We start from the raw sequence: 17,836 nt of genomic DNA, 5'->3' as shown, positions 1-17,836 counted from the left end.
AGTGCCGACCCTGGGGAGCGCCGGCGCATCTTTCGATGCGCGCCCGGCGGAGGATCCGTCGCGCTCGCGTCTCGTCTAGCCTGACGGACCGAGATGAGCGCCCAGGTGATCGCCCTGCCCCGAGCCGCACAACGCTGGCTCGCCGACCGACCGCGGCTGACCGACGCGGTATGGGTCGGCGGGCTCACCCTGCTCGACATGGTCACGGTGCTGGACCGGACGCCCGAGCCGCCCGCCTGGGGCGTGGCGCTGTGGGGCGCGCAGACCGTGCCGCTGCTGTGGCGGCGGAGGGCGCCGCGTGCCGTACTCGTCGCGATGACCGCCCTGTACGTCCTGTTCCAGACGCTCGGCCCGATTCCGTCGAAGGTGCCCGGGCCGTTCCTGCTGATGCTCGGTGTCTACACCGTGGCCCGGTACATGCCCGCCGCGGCGAGTGTGCCGGTCACCCTGCTCAGCCTCGTCTCGGCCGCCGTCACGGACGCGCTGACCGGGCACTGGGAGCCGCCACGGCTCGGTTCGCTGGCACCCATCAGCCTCACGACGTTCGGGTTCTTCTTCGCCCTGGCCTGGCTGCTGGGGTACGGGCGGCACCGGATGGACGCCGACGCGGCCCGGCTGCGTGAGCTGAACCGGCGGCTCGCGGCCGAGCGGGAACTCAACGCGCGCCAGGCAGTGCTCACCGAGCGGGCCCGGATCGCCCGCGATCTGCACGACGTCGTCGCCCATCACGTCAGCGCCATCGCCCTCCAGGCACGGGCCGCCGAGGACGTGCTGACCTCCGGTCCGCTCCAGCCCGAGGAGGCCGCGCAGGGGGTCGGGGTCATCGCGCGGACCGCCGACACGGCGCTCGCCGAGATGCGCCGGCTGCTCGGGTTGCTGTCCTTCGGTGAACGGGACCTGGCCCCCGAGCCGTCCCTCGCGCGTCTCGACCAGCTCGTGGGGGTCGCGACCTCCGCGGGGTGCCGGGTCACCTGTGCCGTCGAGGTGGCCGGGCCGACGGCGCCGCCCGTCGGGATGCAGGTCTCGGCCTACCGGATCGTCCAGGAGGCGCTGACGAACGTGGTCAAGCACGCCGGTCCGGTCGCCGTACGGATCGCCGTGCGCGGTGACGAGGCTCGACTCACGGTCGAGGTCGACAACGACCCACCGGCCCCGGGACACCGTCCGGTGCCCGGTGCCGGGCGGGGGCTCGTCGGGATGCGGGAGCGGGTTGCGGCCTTCGACGGCGAGCTGGACGCCGGTCCGCACCCGGACGGCGGCTGGCGACTGCGCGCGGTGCTGTCCGCGCGGGCCGCCGACCCGGCACGCCCTGACCCGGCGCAGGGGGACCGATGACCGTACGCGTGCTGGTGGTGGACGACCAGGAGATCGTGCGGACCGCGCTGCGGCTCGTCATCGACCGGCGCGAGGGGCTGTCCGTCGTCGGCGAGGCGGGCGACGGTGAGGAGGCGGTCGCCCTGGCCGCGGCGCTCCGTCCGGACGTGGTGCTGATGGACGTACGCATGCCGGGCACGACCGGTGTGGAGGCCACCCGGCGGATCGTGCGGGAGTGGCCGGGGCCGGGTCCGGTGCCGCGCGTGCTGGTGCTGACCACCTTCGACCTGGACGAGTACGTGCACGCGGCCCTGCGTGCCGGGGCCGTCGGCTTCCTGCTGAAGAACAGCCGGCCCGAACAGCTTGCCGAGGCCCTCCGCGCGGCGGCCGAGGGCGAGTCCGTGCTCGCCCCGACCGTCACCCGGCGCCTCATCGACACCGTCACCGCGCTGCCGCCCGCGCTTGTGCCGACGGCATCCGCGTCCGTGCCGGCGGGCGTGTCGCTGACCGAGCGTGAGGTCCAGGTCCTGGTGCTGGTCGCGCGGGGGCTGTCCAACGCCAGGATCGCCGCGGATCTGGGGCTGAGCGAGGCGACGGTGAAGAGCCGGGTCAACCGCATCCTGACCAGGCTGGGCCTGGAGAACCGGGTCCAGGCCGCGCTGTACGCCCACCGGGCCGGTCTCGCCTGACGCGGTACCCGCCCTTTCCCCGGTCGCGCGCGCTCTCACTTGCCACCTCAGAAGTGGTCCAAACCAATTCCCTTTCCCTGTGACGCGCCTGTGACAGTCGGCGGACACGGCCATGACGTCCGCCGAGCAATCTGGAGGAACAAGGGCAAATCGCACTAAACGGCCAGATGTCTCGCCGGAGGACAGTCCCATGATCGCCACTCTCGCCACGCCGCACACCGAAGCCCCCGCCCCCGCGCTGGCTCCGCGCGAGCGGGAGACGCTCCGGCACATCGCCGCCGGCCGCACCTATCTCCAGACGGCCCGCCACATGGGACTGTCCACCCATACCGTGGACGCCTATCTGCGCCGCATCCGGGCCAAGCTCAACATCACCAACACCGCCGAGCTGACCCGCGTCGCCATCTCCCTGGGCCTGTGAGCCGTCGTGGCGGGTCAGCCGGCGGTTCCGGTCAGCCGACGGTCAGGGAGACCGGTCCGGCGAGGACCGAGTAGCCGTCGTTGGCGAGGTAGTAGACGTCGTACTTCCCCGCTCCGTTCAGTTTGCCGGTCGAGAAGGTCGGGGCGCCGCTGGCGTTCGGCGCATAGGACCAGGTCAGCGAGGACTGCTGGCCCGGGGTGACACCGGCCGGGTAGATGCCGACCCAGTTCTTGGCGTTCACCTGGGCCGTCGACGGAACCGAGTAGCGGAAGGTGACGTTGCCGCCGTCGGAGACCGCGTTCAGGTCGCCGGCAAGCGTCGGCGTGCTCGCGGCGGACGGGGCGAACGCGGCGTTGAGCGGTGTCGCGTAGGTGTCGTTGGCCGTGAGACCGGGCAGGCCCAGGGCGGCTTCGATGGTGCGGCCGATGCCGTAGTGGTCGTAGTGGAGCGGGCTGCTGGTGCCGGCCGGGACGGTGCCCTGGGAGCCGACGACGGTGGTGACCACGTGGTTGTAGGCCTCGTTCTGGCTCTCGTCCCAGGTCAGGATCAGCAGCGAGCGCTGCTGGGTCCAGGCGGGGGAGGCGAGGACCGGGGCGAGGGTCTGCTTCAGCCAGCCGTCCTGGGTCTTCAGGCTGGTGGTGTTGCCGTTGCCGGAGGCCTCGCCGTCGTAGTAGTCGTCGGCGGCGATCCAGGAGAAGTTCGGGGTGGTGGCCGCGGACTTCAGGTCGGTGGTCAGCTGCGTGGTGTCGAACAGGTGGGCCGCGCATCGGGAGGCGTTGCCGCTGATGTCGGTGTAGTTGATGAAGGGCGCGTCGTCCGGCTGGTAGTAACTGTCGTTGTTGTTCTTGGTGTTGCAGGGGGTGCCCATGCCCTGCTCGTACGCCTTCCAGGACTTTCCGGCCGCCTCCAGGGTGTCACCGAGGTTGCGCTCGGGAGAGTTGATGTTCGGGAAGTAGGTGGCACCCTTGGTGTAGGTGTCGCCGCCGGCTATGGCGAGGTAGTTCTCGTCGCTCGGGTGGTAGACGCCATGGTGGTCGGTGAGCGTGGCGCCCTGGGTCATGAGGCTGTGCATGTACGGCGTGTCCGCCGGGTCGTTCATGACCTCGGAGTAGTCCGTGTTCTCCATCATGACCATGAAGACGTGGTCATAGCCGGGCACCTTGGAGACGGGCGGGGCCAGCGGGGCGGGCGCGGCGACCGGGGTGTCCAGGGTGAGGGAGAGGTTGTCGAGGTAGCCGGTCTCGCTGCTCGTCGACAGCAACTGCACCTCGACCTGGATGGAGCGGGTGCCGGCCGGAACCGCGCCGGTGGTGCTGCGAGCGAGGAACTTGGTGGCCAGGCCCCGGTCGCTCGCGGAGACGGTGGGCAGCTTGGCGGCGGCGCCGACGGGGCGGCCGTTCGCGTCGTGGAAGTGCAGGCTCACCGCGACATAGCCGCTGTAGGTGGTCCAGCCGCCGAGCCAGCCGGAGAGGTTGTAGTGCACTCCCCCGCCGTCGACGGCCGAGGCGGCCGAGGAGACGTCGACGGTCTGCGTCATCGCTCCGTCGCCGAAGTTGCCGGGCCCGAAGAACGCCTTGCCCGGCGTTTGGCCGTCGCTGGGCAGCCCGAAGGAGGCGACACTGTGGCACATGACGTCCGGACCGCCGGCCTCGGTGGTCCAGCCGGGCACCGTGGTGGCAGCCGCCCAGTCGGAGGTGCAGGAGCCACCGCTCTCGGCGTCGCCGTTGACGATCAGGTTGCCGCTGCTCCCGGCCGCTCCGGCGGGGGCGGGAGCGGCGACGATCAGTGCGCCGAGGAGGGTGAGAAGCCCGCCGAGGGATCTCCAGCGCAGTCGCATACGTGGTACCTCGTCCCGTTGGTGAGGATGCCGTGAGGGGCGCCCCCGCACGGCCTGACTGTGCGCAACGAACGGGACATGAGTACTGGTCGTGACTGTCGAGCGGAAGAACCACAACCAAACTTGACCAGACAAGTTCACGGCGCGCGGAGCCCGGTGGCCATGCCGGGGGCAGCGGGCTTTTCGGTCGCCGCGAAAGGGGCACGCGGTCGGGGTACGAGCTCCCAGCGGAGGGCGGTGTCACCATGACCGAGTACGAATGGTCCCGGACGATGCCCGCACAGCCCGAGCAGGTCTTCGACCAGGCGTCCAACCTGGGCCAGCTCGACGCATGGCTCCCGGCCGCCCTGCACGTGGAGGCCGAGGAACCGCCCGCGGTCACGGTGCACGAGGACCGCTCCGGCCAGGACATGGCCGCCCTGCTGCGGGCCCGGCCCGACCAGATGCGCCTGGAGTGGGGCACCCGGGAGCAGGGCAGCTACACCGGCTGGCTGCAGGTCTCCGGTATCGGCAGCGGGGCCAGCGAGGTGACCGTGCATCTGTCGTTCTTCGACCCCGGTGACGATCCCGGCGAGCAGGCGGTGTTCGACGCGCTGGACGGCAGTCTGCGGCGCCTGGAGGCGCAGGTGCGCATGCGTGTCGAGAACACGGCCGACTGAGGCGCCGGACCCGGTGCGGGCAGGCCTGTTCACCTGCGGAAAGTGCCGGGGACCCGGGCGCTGGAGGTGATCGTCGTACCCGAACCCGGCAGCAAGAAGGACGACGCGCGCAGGGCGCGGCTGCGCAAGGAGGCGGAGCGTTCCGGCGTCTCCGACCAGGACGCGAACACCGCCGCGAACGAGTCCCTGCAGGAGGAGCCGAAGTGGCGCAGCCGGGGCCCGAAGACGGAACGCAGTGGTGGCCCGATGGGTGAGCGCCCGGAGAACGAACAGGCGTGCGCGGGGCCTTCCCGGACACTTCCGGGGAGGCCCTGTGTCGCACACCGGCGGCTAGCGGCGCAGGGCCGCCAGATTGCGGTAGCCGATGGCAGCGTGCTGCAGGGACAGCGCCGGGTCGGTGGCGCTCGCGGTGTTGTCCTGCGAACTGGGGCCCAACTGCCCTGCCGACGGGATCCGGGGGCTGACTCGGACCGTGATCCTCACGCGTGCCGGCGCGCGGAGGCGGATCCGGGGCGGCGTTCGAAGCAGCAGGGGCGGCGACCGCGGCGCGCGCAACACCGGTGTTTCGCGGGGCCCGCCCGCTCGCCGTCCCCTGGGCGGCGCAATGGCGGTGCGTCGGACGAGCGCGGAGCCGTGACGGATGTGACGGTGGTGAAAGGAATGCGCGAGTGAACCGGTGACGAGGAGGCGGCATGTCGGACCGGGCCGGCGTGGGCGGCGTGGGGCTCGCTGCCCTGGTGGACGAGGGTGGCGCCGGGGCGTCCTGCGATGCCTTCGCGCAGGTCGGCGCGGTCGCGGACGCCGTGCTGTACGAGGGCTACCTGCTCTACCCGTACCGCCGGTCCTCGCCGAAGAACCGGGTCCGCTGGCAGTTCGGCGTGCTGCTGCCCCGCGACTGGGTCGAGCGGGACGGGCCGGTCACACCGGGGATCTCGGGCTCCGCCGACTCCTGGTACCAGCAGACCGAGTGCCTGCTGCGAACGCCGCGCGCCGACGCGGTCGTACGGGTGCGGGTGCGCTGTCTGCAGATGCAGGACAAGCAGGTCGAGGCGGCCGGCCCGGACGGACGGTACCGCCCGGTCGAGTGGTTGCGCACGTCCGACGGTGCCACGCATCTGTCGTTCGAGGAGGCGGTGCCGCGCGAGACCGAGCTGGTGCTGCCGCTGCAGGAGTTGCTGCTCGGCGGTCGTACCGCCCTGGTGGGCGCGGCCGCCGGCACGGATGCCGAGGCGCTGCCCGACGGGGCCGGGCGGACGGTCCGGCGGCGCCGGGAGCTGCGGGCCGTGACGACGGTCGCGGCCGAGCCGCTCGCGCCGGAGCTGTACCGGCTGCGGGTGCGCACCGAGAACACCGGCGAGGTGACGGATCCACAGGCCCCGCGCACCGAGGCTCTGCGGCAGGCGCTGCTCGCCACGCACACCCTCGTCGGCGGGGACGGCCTGGAGTTCGCCTCGCTGATCGATCCGCCCGCCGGTCTGGCGGAGCACGCGCGGGGCTGCCGGAACGCGTTCACGTTCCCCGTGCTCGCCGGCCCGCCCCAGCAGGGTACGACGGGCGCCGTCATGCTCTCCGCCCCCATCATCCTGCCCGACTGGCCCCAGGTGGCGCCCGAGAGTCCGGGCGATCTGCACGACGCGGCGGAGATCGACGAGATCCTCACCCTGCGCACGATGCTGCTGACCGACGAGGAGAAGGCCGAGGCCCGGGCCACCGATCCACGGGCGGCGCAGATCCTCGACCGGGTCGACACCATGCCCCGGGAGGTCTTCGCCCGACTGCACGGCGCCGTCCGCTCCCTGACTCCGGCACAGACCCGGTCCGGCACCGAGCGGCCCGTCTGGTGGCAGGAGGACGGCGACGCCGGTCTGTCCCCGGCGACCGACACGGTGCTCGTGGACGGCGTGCCCGTCGGCGGCGGCAGCCGGGTCCGGCTGCGTCCGCGCGCCCGGGGCGCCGACGCCCAGGACATGTTCCTGGCAGGACGGACCGCGCAGGTCGGCGCCGTCTTCCACGACGTGGACGGCAGCGTGCACCTGGCCGTCACCGTGGACGACGATCCCGCGGCCGAACTGCACGGCTGGTACGGCCGTTTCCACTACTTCCGGCCCGACGAGGTCGAACCGCTCGGCGACTCCGACGCGCCGGGTCCGGTCACCTCACCCCGGCCGCAGACCCCGCGGCCCCCCGAGCGTCCGGCCGACCGGCCGGAGGAGGGACGGTCCGATGGATGGCCCTGAGGCCGCGCGGCACGACCGCCCGATGGTCGAGCGGTCCTTCTGCGACCGGGCCGCCGCACTCGGCCGCCCCCAGGCCCGGACCCCCATGGTCCCGGCCGTTCCCTACGACCGACTCCGAGACCGGCAGCGACGGAGGCCGCAGCGATGACCACACAGAGCGGTACCACCGATGTCCACGGCGAGCCCAGCGGTGCCGAGGCGCGGAAGGGATTCGACGAGATCACCATCCTCTGGATCTCGGAGGGCATGAGCTGCGACGGCGACACCGTGTCGCTGACCGCCGCCGGCCAGCCGTCCATCGAGGACGTCGTACTGGGCCTGATCCCGGGCCTGCCGAAGGTGAACCTCGTCAACAAGGTGCTCTCACCGAGCCTGGGCGGCGAGGACTTCCTCGCTCCCTACCGTGCCGCGGCACGGGGCGAGCTGGAGCCGTTCATCCTCGTCATCGAGGGTTCGATCCCGAACCAGAACATCATCAAGGGCGACGGCTACTGGACGTCGTTCGGCAACGACCCCGACACCGGCGAGCCGCAGACCCTGAACTGGTGGATCGACCAGCTCGCGCCCAGGGCCTGGGCGGTGGTGGCGGCCGGCACGTGTGCCACGTTCGGCGGTATCCACGCCATGGCCGGCAACCCGACCGGCTGCATGGGCCTCGCGGACTATCTGGGCTGGGAGTTCAAGGCGCGGTCGGGACTCCCGGTGGTCAATGTGCCCGGCTGCCCCATCCAGCCGGAGAACTTCATGGAGACGCTCATCTGGGTGCTCCAGCACGCGGCCGGTGCCGCTCCCCCGCCGCCGCTGGACCACATGCTGCGCCCGCAGTGGCTGTTCGGGAAGACCGTGCACGAGGGCTGCGACCGGGCCGCGTACTACGAGCAGGCCGACTTGGCGAGGGACTACAACTCCCCCAAGTGCCAGGTGAAGGTGGGCTGCTGGGGCCCGGTGGTCAACTGCAACGTGCCCAAGCGGGGCTGGATGGCCGGCATCGGCGGCTGCCCGAACGTCGGCGGCATCTGCATCGGCTGCACCATGCCCAGCTTCCCCGACGCCTTCATGCCGTTCATGGACGAACCCCCGGGCGGCACGCTGTCGACGATGCTCGTCAAGCCGTACGGAGCCGTTGTCCGCCGGCTGCGCGGCCTGACCAACGACATGGTGAACCACGAGCCCAAGTGGCGCCACAACAAGCGCAAGCTGACCAGCGGTTACGACCCGCACTGGCGTGCCTGACGCCCGTCCGTCCCCGTCCCGTCACCGAACCGCCCGACCCGAACAGCGAGGGGCAGCACCGCAGATGACCACCACCGAGTCCCGGCCCACAGAACGCAAACCCGCCCAGCTCGTCGACATGTCCTGGGATCCGATCACCCGGATCATCGGCAACCTGGGCATCTACACCAAGATCGACTTCGCCAACCGGGAAGTCGTCGAGTGCCACAGCACGTCGTCGCTCTTCCGCGGCTATTCCGTGTTCATGAAGGGCAAGGACCCGCGTGACGCCGGGTTCATCACCTCGCGGATCTGCGGCATCTGCGGGGACAACCACACCACCTGCTCCAACTACGCCCAGCAGATGGCCTACGGCGTCAAGCCGCCCAAGCTGGCCGAGCACATCACCAACCTGGGCGAGGCGGCGGAGTACATCTTCGACCACACGATCTTCCAGGACAACCTGGTCTTCGTGGACTTCTGCGAGGCGATGGTCAAGGCCACCAACCCCGGTGTCCTGGCCCGCGCCGAGCGCACCGACGCACCGCGCGGGGACGTCCACGGCTACCGGACGATCGCCGAGATCATGAAGGCCTTCAACCCCTTCGAGGGCGAGGTCTACAAGGAGGCGCTGAAGGTCAGCCGGATCACCCGGGAGATGTTCTGCCTGATGGAGGGGCGGCATGTGCACCCCTCCACGCTGTACCCGGGCGGCGTCGGCACGATGCCGCAGCCGAACACCTTCACCGACTACCTCAGCCGCCTGATGCGCGTCATCGACTTCATCAAGAAGGCGGTGGCGATGAACGACGACGTCTTCGACTTCTTCTACGAGGCCCTGCCCGGCTACGAGGAGGTCGGCAAGCGCCGCATCCTGCTGGGCTGCTGGGGCGCCTTCCAGAACCCGGACGTCGTCGACTACCGCTACGCGACGATGAACGAGTGGGGCCGGGCGATGTACGTCACCCCCGGTGTCATCGTGGACGGCAAGCTGGTCACCAACGACCTGATCGACATCAACCTCGGCCTGCGCATCATGCTGGGCAGCTCCTTCTACGAGGACTGGGTGAACGAGAAACCGTTCGTCACCCACGACCCGCTCGGCAACCCCGTCGACATGCGCCACCCGTGGAACCAGACCACGGTCCCGGTGCCGCAGAAGCGGGACTTCGGCGGCAACTACAGCTGGGTGATGAGCCCGCGCTGGCACCACCCGCAGACCGGCGAGTACCTCGCCCTGGACACGGGTGGCGGTCCGCTGGCCCGGCTGTGGTCCACCGCGCTCAGCGGCCTGGTCGACACGCCGTACGTCAAGGCGACCGGCGGCAGCGTCCGCATCACCCTGCCCAAGGGCGAGAGGCTGCCGGAGCAGACCCTGGAGTGGCGCATCCCGAAGTGGAGCAACACCCTCGAACGGGACCGCGCCCGGCCGTACTTCATCGCCTACGCCGCCGCCATGGCCCTGCAGTTCCTGGAGGAGGCCATGGGGATGCTCAGGAACGGCGACACGAAGGTGTTCGAGAACTTCGAGGTGCCGGACGAGTCGATCGGCTGCGGCTTCCACGAGGCGGTGCGCGGGGTCCTCTCCCACCATCTGGTGATCCGGGACAAGAAGATCGCCAACTACCACCCGTACCCGCCGACCCCGTGGAACGCCAGCCCCCGGGACAGCTATGGCACCCCGGGCCCGTACGAGGACGCCGTCCAGGGCCAGCCGATCTTCGAGGAGAACGGGCCGGACGACTTCAAGGGTGTCGACATCATGCGCACCGTGCGCAGCTTCGACCCCTGTCTGCCGTGTGGTGTCCACATGTACATGGGCAAGGGCAAGACCCTGACCACCGTGCACTCGCCCACGTACGGAGCGAACCATGGCTGACACCGCCGTACGGCTCCCCGACCCGGCGGTGGAGGCGCGGCTCGCCCGTCTCGACGAGGTCCTGGCCGGGCTGGAATCCGCGCCCGGCCCGGCGCTGGAGGCGGTGCGGCTGCTGACCGAGGTCTACGGCGAGGCCCTCGCCCGGGTGCTGGACCACGCGGACGAGCCGCTGAGCGAGCGGCTCGCCGAGGACGAACTGCTGGCTCATCTCCTGGTCCTGCACGACATCCATCCGGAATCCCCGGAGCGCCGGGCCGCCCGCGCGGTGGAGCGGCTGCGGCCGGCGGTGCGCGAGCGCGGCGGCGACCTGGAGTGGGCCGGCGTCGACGGGCAGGTGGCGCGGGTGCGGCTGACCTCCGGCGGCGGGTGCGGTTCCGGGTGCGGCGCAGGCTCGTCGGACGTCGGCGAGGCGGTCCGGGCGGCGGTGCTGGCGGTCGCTCCCGAGCTGACCGAGGTGGAGACGGTGCCGGGGACTGCCCAGCGGAAGGCGGCGCCCGCGTTCGTACCGCTGAGCACGATCGAGCGACGGGCCATGCCCGAGGAGGCGCGGTGAGGATGGACGGCGCACTCGCCCGGGTCATCCGCTCCGCGGCCGACCGCGCGGCGACGGCCGAGGCCGAGGTCTGCGAGCTGTGCGCCGCCCGTCTGGCCGTCGACCATCCCCATCTGTACGACACGGGTGCCGCCGAGGTGCGCTGCGTGTGCGGCCCCTGCTCGGTGCTCTTCGCCGACGACGGGACGGGCGAGGGCCGCTACCGGCTCGTGCCCCGGCGCCGGCTGCGGCTGCCACCGGTCGACACGGCGGTGCTGGGCGTCCCGGTGGGTCTGGTGTTCTTCGTGCCGCGCTCCGACGGCACGGTCACCGCGCAGGGGCCGAGTCCGGCGGGGGCCATGCGGTGGGAGGTGGACGCCGCGGCCTGGCAGCGGCTGGCCGCCACGGTTCCGCAGCTCGCCGCCATGGCACCCGACGTGGAGGCGCTGCTGGTGAACACCGTGCGCGGCCTCGACGAGCACTGGATCGTGCCGGTCGACGACTGCTACCGGATGATCGCCCTGGTCCGCCGCGAGTGGCGGGGCCTCTCCGGTGGCGGCCGGGTCTGGCCGGCCGTAGAACAGTTCTTCAGGGAGCTGACCGAACGGTCCTGAGGACCCGGAAGGAGAACCGACATGGGCAGCATCCGAGTGGGCCGCGCCCAGGCGAAGCCCGACACCCCGAGCCATGTGCCCGGACTGCACCAGGGCAACAAGGGCCCGTACAAGCACCAGCCCGGACACCACACGGACGGCAGCTCCGACGCGCGCCGCTCCACCGGTATCCACTGGAAACGGCATGACGCCCTGGTGAAGGACATGCCGAACATCTCGCCGGGATGAGACAGCAGGAAGAGACTGCCATGGAGGTTGGCATGAAAAGAAGGACCGCACGGGCCGGGATGTCCGGACGTCAGCTGCTCGTCGTGCAGGCGGCCATGGTCGGTGGCCTGGCCGTGACCCTGTTCGTCAAGGAACTCCCCGGGATCGTACGTGAGTTGCGCATCTACCGGATGACCGGTGGGCTGCGGGCCAACCGCCGGTACCCCTGAGCCGGCCGTGCACGAGCTGTCGATCGCGACCGCGATCGTGGAGCAGGCCGGCGAACTCGCCCGGGCGGACGGCGCGGACGCCGTCTCGGCGGTGACCGTCCGCGTGGGCGAGCTGGCGGGCGTCGTGCCGGACGCGCTCCACTTCGCCTTCGAGGTGGCCCGGGAGGGTACGGCGCTCGCCACGGCCGAACTGGTCGTCGAGCAGGTCACCGCACACGCTTACTGCACGCCCTGCGCCGAGGAGTTCGCGGTGGGCATGCCGCCGTTCTTCTGGTGCCCGCGCTGCGACCGGCCCTCGCAGGAGCTGCGCAGCGGTCGGGAGCTGGAGATCACGGGCGTCGAGCCGGTCCCGGCCCCGCGCTGACGGCGGGGCCGGGGGGCCGGTCGCGCACCCGTGTCCGGCGGTCAGCAGATGCGGGGCAACTGCTCCCCGAGCGGCAGGTCCACCACCCGGGTGCCGCCGAGACCGGTGGCGACGACGACCATGCCCGGGTGCTCCGCCACGCACTCGCCGATGCGGGCGGCGCCGGCGCCCTGCGGGTGTGCCCGCATCGCGGCCAGCACTGCCTCCGCGTGTTCCGGGGGCACGAAGGCGACCAGGCGGCCCTCGTTGGCGACGTACAGCGGATCCAGGCCGAGGAAGCCACAGGCGTTCGCGACCTCGTCCGGGACCGGGATGGAACGGTCCCGCAGCCGGACGCCGGTGCCGGAGGCGCGGGCGATCTCGTTCAGGGAGGCGCCGAGGCCGCCCCGGGTGGGGTCGCGCAGGACGTGGATGTCCCGCGTGACCGCCAGCATGGCCGCCACGAGGTCCGCCAGGGGCGCGGTGTCCGAGGCGATCTCCACGCCGAACTCCAGCCCCTCCCGCACGCTCATGATGGCCACGCCGTGCAGGCCGATCGGGCCGCTGACGATCACGGCGTCGCCGGGCCGGGCTCGCTGCGGGCGGATGTCGACGCCGTCGGGGACGAGGCCGACGCCGGCGGTGGTGACGTAGACGCCGTCGCCGTGTCCCGACTCCACCACCTTGGTGTCGCCGGTGGCGACGGTGACGCCCGCGGCCTGAGCCGCCGCGCCGATGGCCCGCGCGACCCGGCCGACGACGTCCAGTTCCACGCCCTCCTCCAGCACGAAGGCCGTGGACAGATAGGCGGGCCGGGCGCCGCTCATCGCCAGGTCGTTGACCGTGCCGTTGACGGCGAGGTCGCCGAGGCTGCCGCCGGGGAAGAACAACGGCCGTACGACGTAGGAGTCGGTGGAGAAGGCCACCCGGGCGCCGCCCAGGTCGAGGACGGCCGAGTCGGTGAGGGCGGCCAGGGTGGGGTTGCCGTAGGCGGGGGCGAAGACCTGCTCGATCAGCTCGGCGGACAGGGCGCCGCCCCCGCCGTGCCCCATGACGACGACCAGCTGGTCACGCAGGGGTGCGGGGCAGGTCCAGTTCGCGGGGTCGACCGCCGCTTCGGTGGTCAGGTCAGCCAACGGGGCTCATCTCCTCCGGGGCGTTCATCCGGCGGTACAGGTAGTAGGCCGCGCAGGCGCCCTCGCTGGAGACCATGGTGGCGCCGAGCGGGGTGCGCGGGGTGCAGGCCTTCCCGAACGCCTCGCACTCGGTGGGCTTGATCAGCCCCTGCAGCACCTCGCCGGCGCGGCACACGGCGGGCTCCTCGGTGCGGATGCCGGTGACGTCGAAGCGGTGTTCGGCGTCGTAGGCGCGGTAGGCGTCGGACAGCCGCCAGCCGCTGGCGGGGATGCGTCCGATGCCGCGCCAGTTGCGGTCGGTGACCTCGAAGACCTCTTCCAGCATGCGCAGGGCCGCCGGGTTGCCCCGCTCGCGCACGGCGCGCGGGTAGGCGTTCTCCACCCGGTGCTCGCCGCGCTCCAGTTGGTGGACGGCGCGGCGGATGCCTTCGAGGATGTCCAGCGGCTCGAAGCCGGTGACGACGATCGGCACCCGGTGCCTGCCGGCCAGCTCCGGGTACTCGGCCGTGCCCATGACGCTGCACACGTGCCCGGCGGCGAGGAAGCCCTGCACCCGGCATTCCGGTGCGGTCATGATGGCCTCGATCGCGGGTGGGACCCGGACGTGGGAGACCAGCAGGCTGAAGTTGGCGATGCCCAGGCGGCGGGCCTGGTGGACGGCCATGGCGTTGGCCGGGGCGGTCGTCTCGAAGCCGATGGCGAAGAACACGACCTGGCGGTCCGGGTTCTTGCGGGCGACGTCGAGCGCGTCCAGCGGTGAGTACACCACGCGTACGTCACCTCCCTCGCCCTTGACCCGGAACAGGTCCCGGTCGGTGCCGGGCACGCGCAGCATGTCGCCGAAGGAACAGAAGATCACCTCGGGGCGGGCGGCGATCTCCAGCGCCTTGTCGATGACGTCGAGCGGCGTGACGCACACCGGGCAGCCGGGGCCGTGGATCAACTCGACGTCGGCCGGGAGGAGTTGGTCGATGCCGTGACGGATGATGGAGTGGGTCTGCCCGCCGCAGACCTCCATCAGCGCCCAGGGCCGGGTGACCGTGGCGCGGATCTCGTCCAGCAGCCGGCGTGCCAGCTCGGGGTCGTTGAACTCCTCGATGTACTTCACTGGGCCTCACTCCCGCTCTCCTGCCGGGCCGCCTGTTCCCAGGCGTCCCCGAACTCCTCGTCCAGCAGCCCCAGTTGCCGGAACAGCTCCAGGGACGCCCGCGCCGACTCCTCGTCGAGGCGCTGCAGGGCGAAGCCGACGTGGACGATGACGTACTCCCCCACCCGGACATCGGGCAGGTACTCCAGGCACGCCTGTTTGCGCACTCCGCCGAAGTCGATCAGCCCGGTCAGGGGGTCGGCGCTCCGGTCGATGGACACGACCTTGCCGGGCACTGCCAGACACATGGGTCACTCCGTCTCTTGGTGGGTTGCTGTGCCCGCGACCATGAGCTGACCGAGCGCCAGCCCTCCGTCGTTCGGGGGGACTTCGCCGTGCCGGAGGACCGTGAATCCGTCCCCGGTCAGCAGCGCGGTGCACTCCTCCTCCAGCAGGGCGTTGGCGAAGACGCCCCCGGTGAGGGCGACCGCGGCCGGCCCGGACGCGGCGCGGGCACGGTGACAGATCTCGGCGACGGCCCGTGCGACGCCCCGGTGGAAGCGGGCCGCGAGGACCGGTGCGGGGATGCCGCACCGCCGGTCCTCCAGGAGTGCGCGCAGCATCGGCGCCGGATCGATCTCCCGCTGCCGGGCGAAGGCGAAGGGGTACGCCACCGAGTCCGCGTCTCTGGCCTCGGTCGCCGCCGCCTCCAGCTCCATCGCGGCCTGTGCCTCGTACCCCGCCCGGTGGCACACCCCCGCCAGGGACGACACCGCGTCGAACAGCCGCCCCATGCTGGACGTCGGCACACAGGCCAACCCGCGTTCCAACTGCCGCTCCAGCGTGGCGAGTTCCACCTCCGAGCAGGCGGTGACGCTCGGCAGGTCCGGGGCCCAGGGCAGCCCGGCCGCCCACAACCGGGCCAGCGCCAGCCGGCAGGGATTGGCCACACCGGCGTCTCCGCCCGGCAGCGGGGCGGGGGCGAGGTGGGCGAAGCGCCGGTAGCCGGTGTAGTCGGCGAGCAGGATCTCGCCGCCCCACACGGTGCCGTCGTCGCCGTACCCGGTACCGTCGAAGGCGACTCCGATCACCGGCACGGTGCCGTCCAGCCCGTGCTCGGCCATCGCGGAGGCGATGTGGGCGTGATGGTGCTGGACCAGTCGCAGGGCGCCGTCCGCCAGTCGGGAGGCGCGGCGGCGGGCCCGGCGGGTCGAGTGGTAGCCGGGGTGCCGGTCGGCCGCGACCAGGGCCGGGGTGACGCCGGTCAGGCGGGTCAGGTGCCGCTCGGCGCGCTCGGCCGCCTCCAGCGTGGCCAGCTCGCCCATGTCGCCGATGTGCGGCCCGAACCACGCGTGGTCGCCCTCGCCCAGGCACAGGACGTTCTTCAGGTCGCCGCCTACCGCGAGCGTGGGGCGGACCGGGACCGGGAGGCGCACCGGCCGCGGGACATGACCGCGGGAACGCCTGAGGAGCTGTTCGGTGCCGTCGGCGCGCACCCGCAGCAGGGAGTCGTCGCACGGCGAGGCGATGGGCCGGTCGTGGGCGAGCCAGGCGTCGGCCAGCCCGGCGAGCCTGGTCAGCGCCTCGGCGTCGTCGGTGACGATGGGTTCGCCGGAGCGGTTGCCGCTGGTCATCACCAGCACCCGGGGGCCGGGCGGATCGCCGGGCAGGCCGAACAGCAGGGTGTGGACCGGGGTGTAGGGCAGCATCACGCCCACGTACGGGCTGCCCGGGCAGACCTGTCCGGCGAGACGGAGGCCGTCCGGCGCGGTGCGCCTGCGGAGCAGGACGATGGGGCGCCGGGCGCCGGTCAGCACGGCCCGTTCGCGGGCGGTGAGGACCGCGATCCGCTCGGCGGTGACGAGGTCGGCGCACATCACCGCGAAGGCCTTGCCGCCGCGTTCCTTGCGGTCGCGCAGGGCGGCCACGGCCCGCTCGTCGGTGGCGTCGCAGGCCAGGTGGTAGCCGCCGACGCCCTTGACGGCGACGATCCGCCCGGCGGCCAGCAGCGCCCGTGCCGTGGCGAGGGCGTTCGCGTCCCGGGCCGGGCGGAGGCCGCCGAGGGCCGGGATCAGGGTGAGCCGCGGCCCGCAGTCGGGGCAGGCGACGGGCTGGGCGTGGAAGCGCCGGTCGGCGGGATCGCCGTACTCGCGCGCGCAGGAGGGGCACATCGGGAAACCGGCCATGGTCGTGGCCGCCCGGTCGTAGGGCATCCCGGTGGCGATGGTGAAGCGGGGGCCGCAGTGGGTGCAGGTGACGAACGGGTGCCGGTGCCGGCGGTCGGCCGGATCGGCCAGCTCGCGCAGGCAGTCGGCGCAGGTCGCGGTGTCGGGCGGCAGCTGGGTGCGGCCGCCGGCCCGCTCGGTGGAGCGGATGGTGAACGGTCCGGGGTCGCCGGTGGCGGGCAGGTCCTCGCCTGCGATGCCGCTCACGGTGGCCAGGGGCGGCGGCTGTTCGGCCAGCGCGGCGCAGAAGCGGTCGACCTCCTCCGCCGGGCCCTCGACCTCGACGATCACGCCGTCGCCGGTGTTGCCGACGAACCCGGCGAGGCCGAGGCCGGCGGCGAGGCGGTGCACGTATGGCCGGAAGCCGACCCCCTGCACGGTGCCGCGCACCGTGAGCCGGCGGCGGACCAGGCCGGTCGCCGGGGCCGTCATACGGTGGGGGCGGGCGCGCCGTGCTGGTGGCCGTGCGGATGCGGCGCGAGGGGTGGCCGGTGGAGGGCGCCGTCCCGGGCGGCCAGGGCGCGGTCCAGGAGGGTGCCGACGCCGACGCCGGTGCGGGCACAGGAACGGACGATCTCCACGCCCGGATTGACCCGGTGCACGTTCGCCCGGAAGGCGGTCTCGTCGAAGCCGGCCGGCTCGGCGAGGTCCGTCTTGGTGATCACGACCAGGTGGGCGGAGCCGAACGCGGTCGGGTACTTCAGCGGCTTGTCCTCGCCCTCGGTGACGGCCATCAGCACGACCCGCAGGGTCTCGCCGAGGTCGTACGCGGCCGGGCAGACGAGGTTGCCGACGTTCTCCACGAAGAGCACGGAGGTGTCCGCGGGCAGCCAGCCCGCCAGTCGCGCCCGCACCTGACGGGCCTCCAGGTGGCACAGCCCGTCGGTCAGCACCTGCTGGACGGGGGCGCCGGACCGGGCGAGCCGGACGGCGTCGTTCTCGGTGGCCAGGTCCGCGGTCAGCGCCGCCACCGGCACCTCCCGCTGCACCGCGCGGGCCAGGACCCGGCCGAGGAGTTCGGTCTTGCCGCTGCCGGGGCTGGACAGCAGATTGACTACGGTCACGCCCTGCCGGGCGAGATCGCCGCGCAGCTCCGCGGCCAGGTCGTCGTTCTTCGCCAGGACTGCCTGCTTGACGTCGGACCGGCACATGGCGCTGCTCCTCGGATACGGCGGTGGAGCCCGGGGTGCGTGGCCCCGGGCTCCACCGATCTT

At 72.3% G+C, this 17,836-nt stretch carries 18 protein-coding genes; 12 read left to right on the top strand and 6 right to left on the bottom strand.

The features are described 5' to 3' along the window. Nucleotides 1-93: 93 nt before the first annotated feature. The 3 genes from ACZ5NH_RS00685 (at nucleotide 94) to ACZ5NH_RS00675 (ending at nucleotide 2,424) form a co-directional block, all read left to right on the top strand. Nucleotides 94-1,335 (top strand): sensor histidine kinase, encoded by a 1,242-nt coding sequence (locus tag ACZ5NH_RS00685; RefSeq protein WP_468772130.1) that lies wholly within the window; start codon nucleotides 94-96, stop codon nucleotides 1,333-1,335. Continuing rightward, a complete protein-coding gene (locus ACZ5NH_RS00680) occupies nucleotides 1,332-2,003 on the top strand; it encodes a response regulator (RefSeq protein ID WP_468772128.1) in 672 nt (223 codons plus the stop codon). Before ACZ5NH_RS00685 ends, ACZ5NH_RS00680 begins: the two co-directional genes overlap by 4 nt. 190 nt (nucleotides 2,004-2,193) lie before the next feature. After that, the gene (locus ACZ5NH_RS00675) at nucleotides 2,194-2,424 is read left to right on the top strand and encodes a response regulator transcription factor (protein ID WP_388629609.1); all 231 of its coding nucleotides are present in this window, start codon (nucleotides 2,194-2,196) and stop codon (nucleotides 2,422-2,424) included. A 31-nt stretch (nucleotides 2,425-2,455) separates the two neighbouring features. Here the strand turns inward: ACZ5NH_RS00675 and ACZ5NH_RS00670 are convergent, their stop codons facing one another. Further along, a complete protein-coding gene (locus ACZ5NH_RS00670; RefSeq protein ID WP_468772127.1) occupies nucleotides 2,456-4,261 on the bottom strand; it encodes an alkaline phosphatase family protein in 1,806 nt (601 codons plus the stop codon). A gap of 245 nt (nucleotides 4,262-4,506) precedes the next feature. Here ACZ5NH_RS00670 and ACZ5NH_RS00665 point away from each other — a divergent pair, with 245 nt between their 5' ends. The 9 genes from ACZ5NH_RS00665 to hypA all read left to right on the top strand — a co-directional run bounded on the left by ACZ5NH_RS00665 (nucleotide 4,507) and on the right by hypA (nucleotide 12,195). Further along, nucleotides 4,507-4,920 carry an SRPBCC family protein gene (locus tag ACZ5NH_RS00665; RefSeq protein WP_468772126.1) on the top strand — a complete coding sequence of 138 codons (414 nt, stop codon included), beginning with the start codon at nucleotides 4,507-4,509 and terminating at the stop codon, nucleotides 4,918-4,920. 692 nt (nucleotides 4,921-5,612) lie between these two features. After that, nucleotides 5,613-7,157: a hypothetical protein gene (locus ACZ5NH_RS00660; RefSeq protein WP_468772124.1), complete on the top strand. Its 1,545-nt coding sequence runs from the start codon at nucleotides 5,613-5,615 to the stop codon at nucleotides 7,155-7,157. A 144-nt stretch (nucleotides 7,158-7,301) separates the two neighbouring features. Continuing rightward, the gene (locus ACZ5NH_RS00655; RefSeq protein ID WP_468772122.1) at nucleotides 7,302-8,390 is read left to right on the top strand and encodes an NADH-quinone oxidoreductase subunit B family protein; all 1,089 of its coding nucleotides are present in this window, start codon (nucleotides 7,302-7,304) and stop codon (nucleotides 8,388-8,390) included. Nucleotides 8,391-8,454: 64 nt separating this feature from the next. After that, nucleotides 8,455-10,248: a nickel-dependent hydrogenase large subunit gene (locus tag ACZ5NH_RS00650; RefSeq protein WP_388629594.1), complete on the top strand. Its 1,794-nt coding sequence runs from the start codon at nucleotides 8,455-8,457 to the stop codon at nucleotides 10,246-10,248. After that, entirely contained in the window at nucleotides 10,241-10,801 is a 561-nt protein-coding gene (locus ACZ5NH_RS00645) for a NifU family protein (RefSeq protein WP_468772120.1), read from the top strand. The genes ACZ5NH_RS00650 and ACZ5NH_RS00645 overlap by 8 nt, the downstream gene beginning before the upstream one ends. Then, entirely contained in the window at nucleotides 10,798-11,394 is a 597-nt protein-coding gene (locus ACZ5NH_RS00640; RefSeq protein ID WP_468772119.1) for a DUF5947 family protein, read from the top strand. Before ACZ5NH_RS00645 ends, ACZ5NH_RS00640 begins: the two co-directional genes overlap by 4 nt. A gap of 21 nt (nucleotides 11,395-11,415) precedes the next feature. Next, the gene (locus tag ACZ5NH_RS00635) at nucleotides 11,416-11,622 is read left to right on the top strand and encodes a hypothetical protein (RefSeq protein WP_388629586.1); all 207 of its coding nucleotides are present in this window, start codon (nucleotides 11,416-11,418) and stop codon (nucleotides 11,620-11,622) included. Nucleotides 11,623-11,654: 32 nt separating this feature from the next. After that, nucleotides 11,655-11,831, top strand: coding sequence for a hypothetical protein (locus ACZ5NH_RS00630; protein WP_388629583.1), 177 nt, complete (start codon nucleotides 11,655-11,657; stop codon nucleotides 11,829-11,831). 7 nt (nucleotides 11,832-11,838) lie between these two features. Beyond that, nucleotides 11,839-12,195, top strand: a complete 357-nt coding sequence (hypA, locus tag ACZ5NH_RS00625) for a hydrogenase maturation nickel metallochaperone HypA (protein WP_468772116.1) — start codon at nucleotides 11,839-11,841, stop codon at nucleotides 12,193-12,195. A gap of 41 nt (nucleotides 12,196-12,236) precedes the next feature. Here the strand turns inward: hypA and hypE are convergent, their stop codons facing one another. Genes hypE through hypB form a run of 5 tightly spaced genes read right to left on the bottom strand, consistent with a single transcriptional unit; the run spans nucleotide 12,237 to nucleotide 17,773 of the window. After that, nucleotides 12,237-13,310 (bottom strand): hydrogenase expression/formation protein HypE, encoded by a 1,074-nt coding sequence (hypE, locus tag ACZ5NH_RS00620; protein WP_468772115.1) that lies wholly within the window; start codon nucleotides 13,308-13,310, stop codon nucleotides 12,237-12,239. Further along, a complete protein-coding gene (gene hypD, locus ACZ5NH_RS00615) occupies nucleotides 13,303-14,418 on the bottom strand; it encodes a hydrogenase formation protein HypD (RefSeq protein ID WP_468772113.1) in 1,116 nt (371 codons plus the stop codon). The genes hypE and hypD overlap by 8 nt, the downstream gene beginning before the upstream one ends. Further along, nucleotides 14,415-14,705 carry a HypC/HybG/HupF family hydrogenase formation chaperone gene (locus tag ACZ5NH_RS00610; protein ID WP_388629573.1) on the bottom strand — a complete coding sequence of 97 codons (291 nt, stop codon included), beginning with the start codon at nucleotides 14,703-14,705 and terminating at the stop codon, nucleotides 14,415-14,417. The genes hypD and ACZ5NH_RS00610 overlap by 4 nt, the downstream gene beginning before the upstream one ends. 3 nt (nucleotides 14,706-14,708) lie before the next feature. Further along, entirely contained in the window at nucleotides 14,709-17,054 is a 2,346-nt protein-coding gene (gene hypF, locus ACZ5NH_RS00605; protein ID WP_468772111.1) for a carbamoyltransferase HypF, read from the bottom strand. Beyond that, complete coding sequence (gene hypB, locus ACZ5NH_RS00600; protein WP_388629567.1) at nucleotides 17,051-17,773, bottom strand: hydrogenase nickel incorporation protein HypB; 723 nt, start codon at nucleotides 17,771-17,773, stop codon at nucleotides 17,051-17,053. The genes hypF and hypB overlap by 4 nt, the downstream gene beginning before the upstream one ends. Nucleotides 17,774-17,836: the final 63 nt, after the last annotated feature.

The organism is Streptomyces sp. NPDC031426 (assembly GCF_055581585.1).
This window is presented reverse-complemented; position numbering and strand designations above follow the sequence as displayed.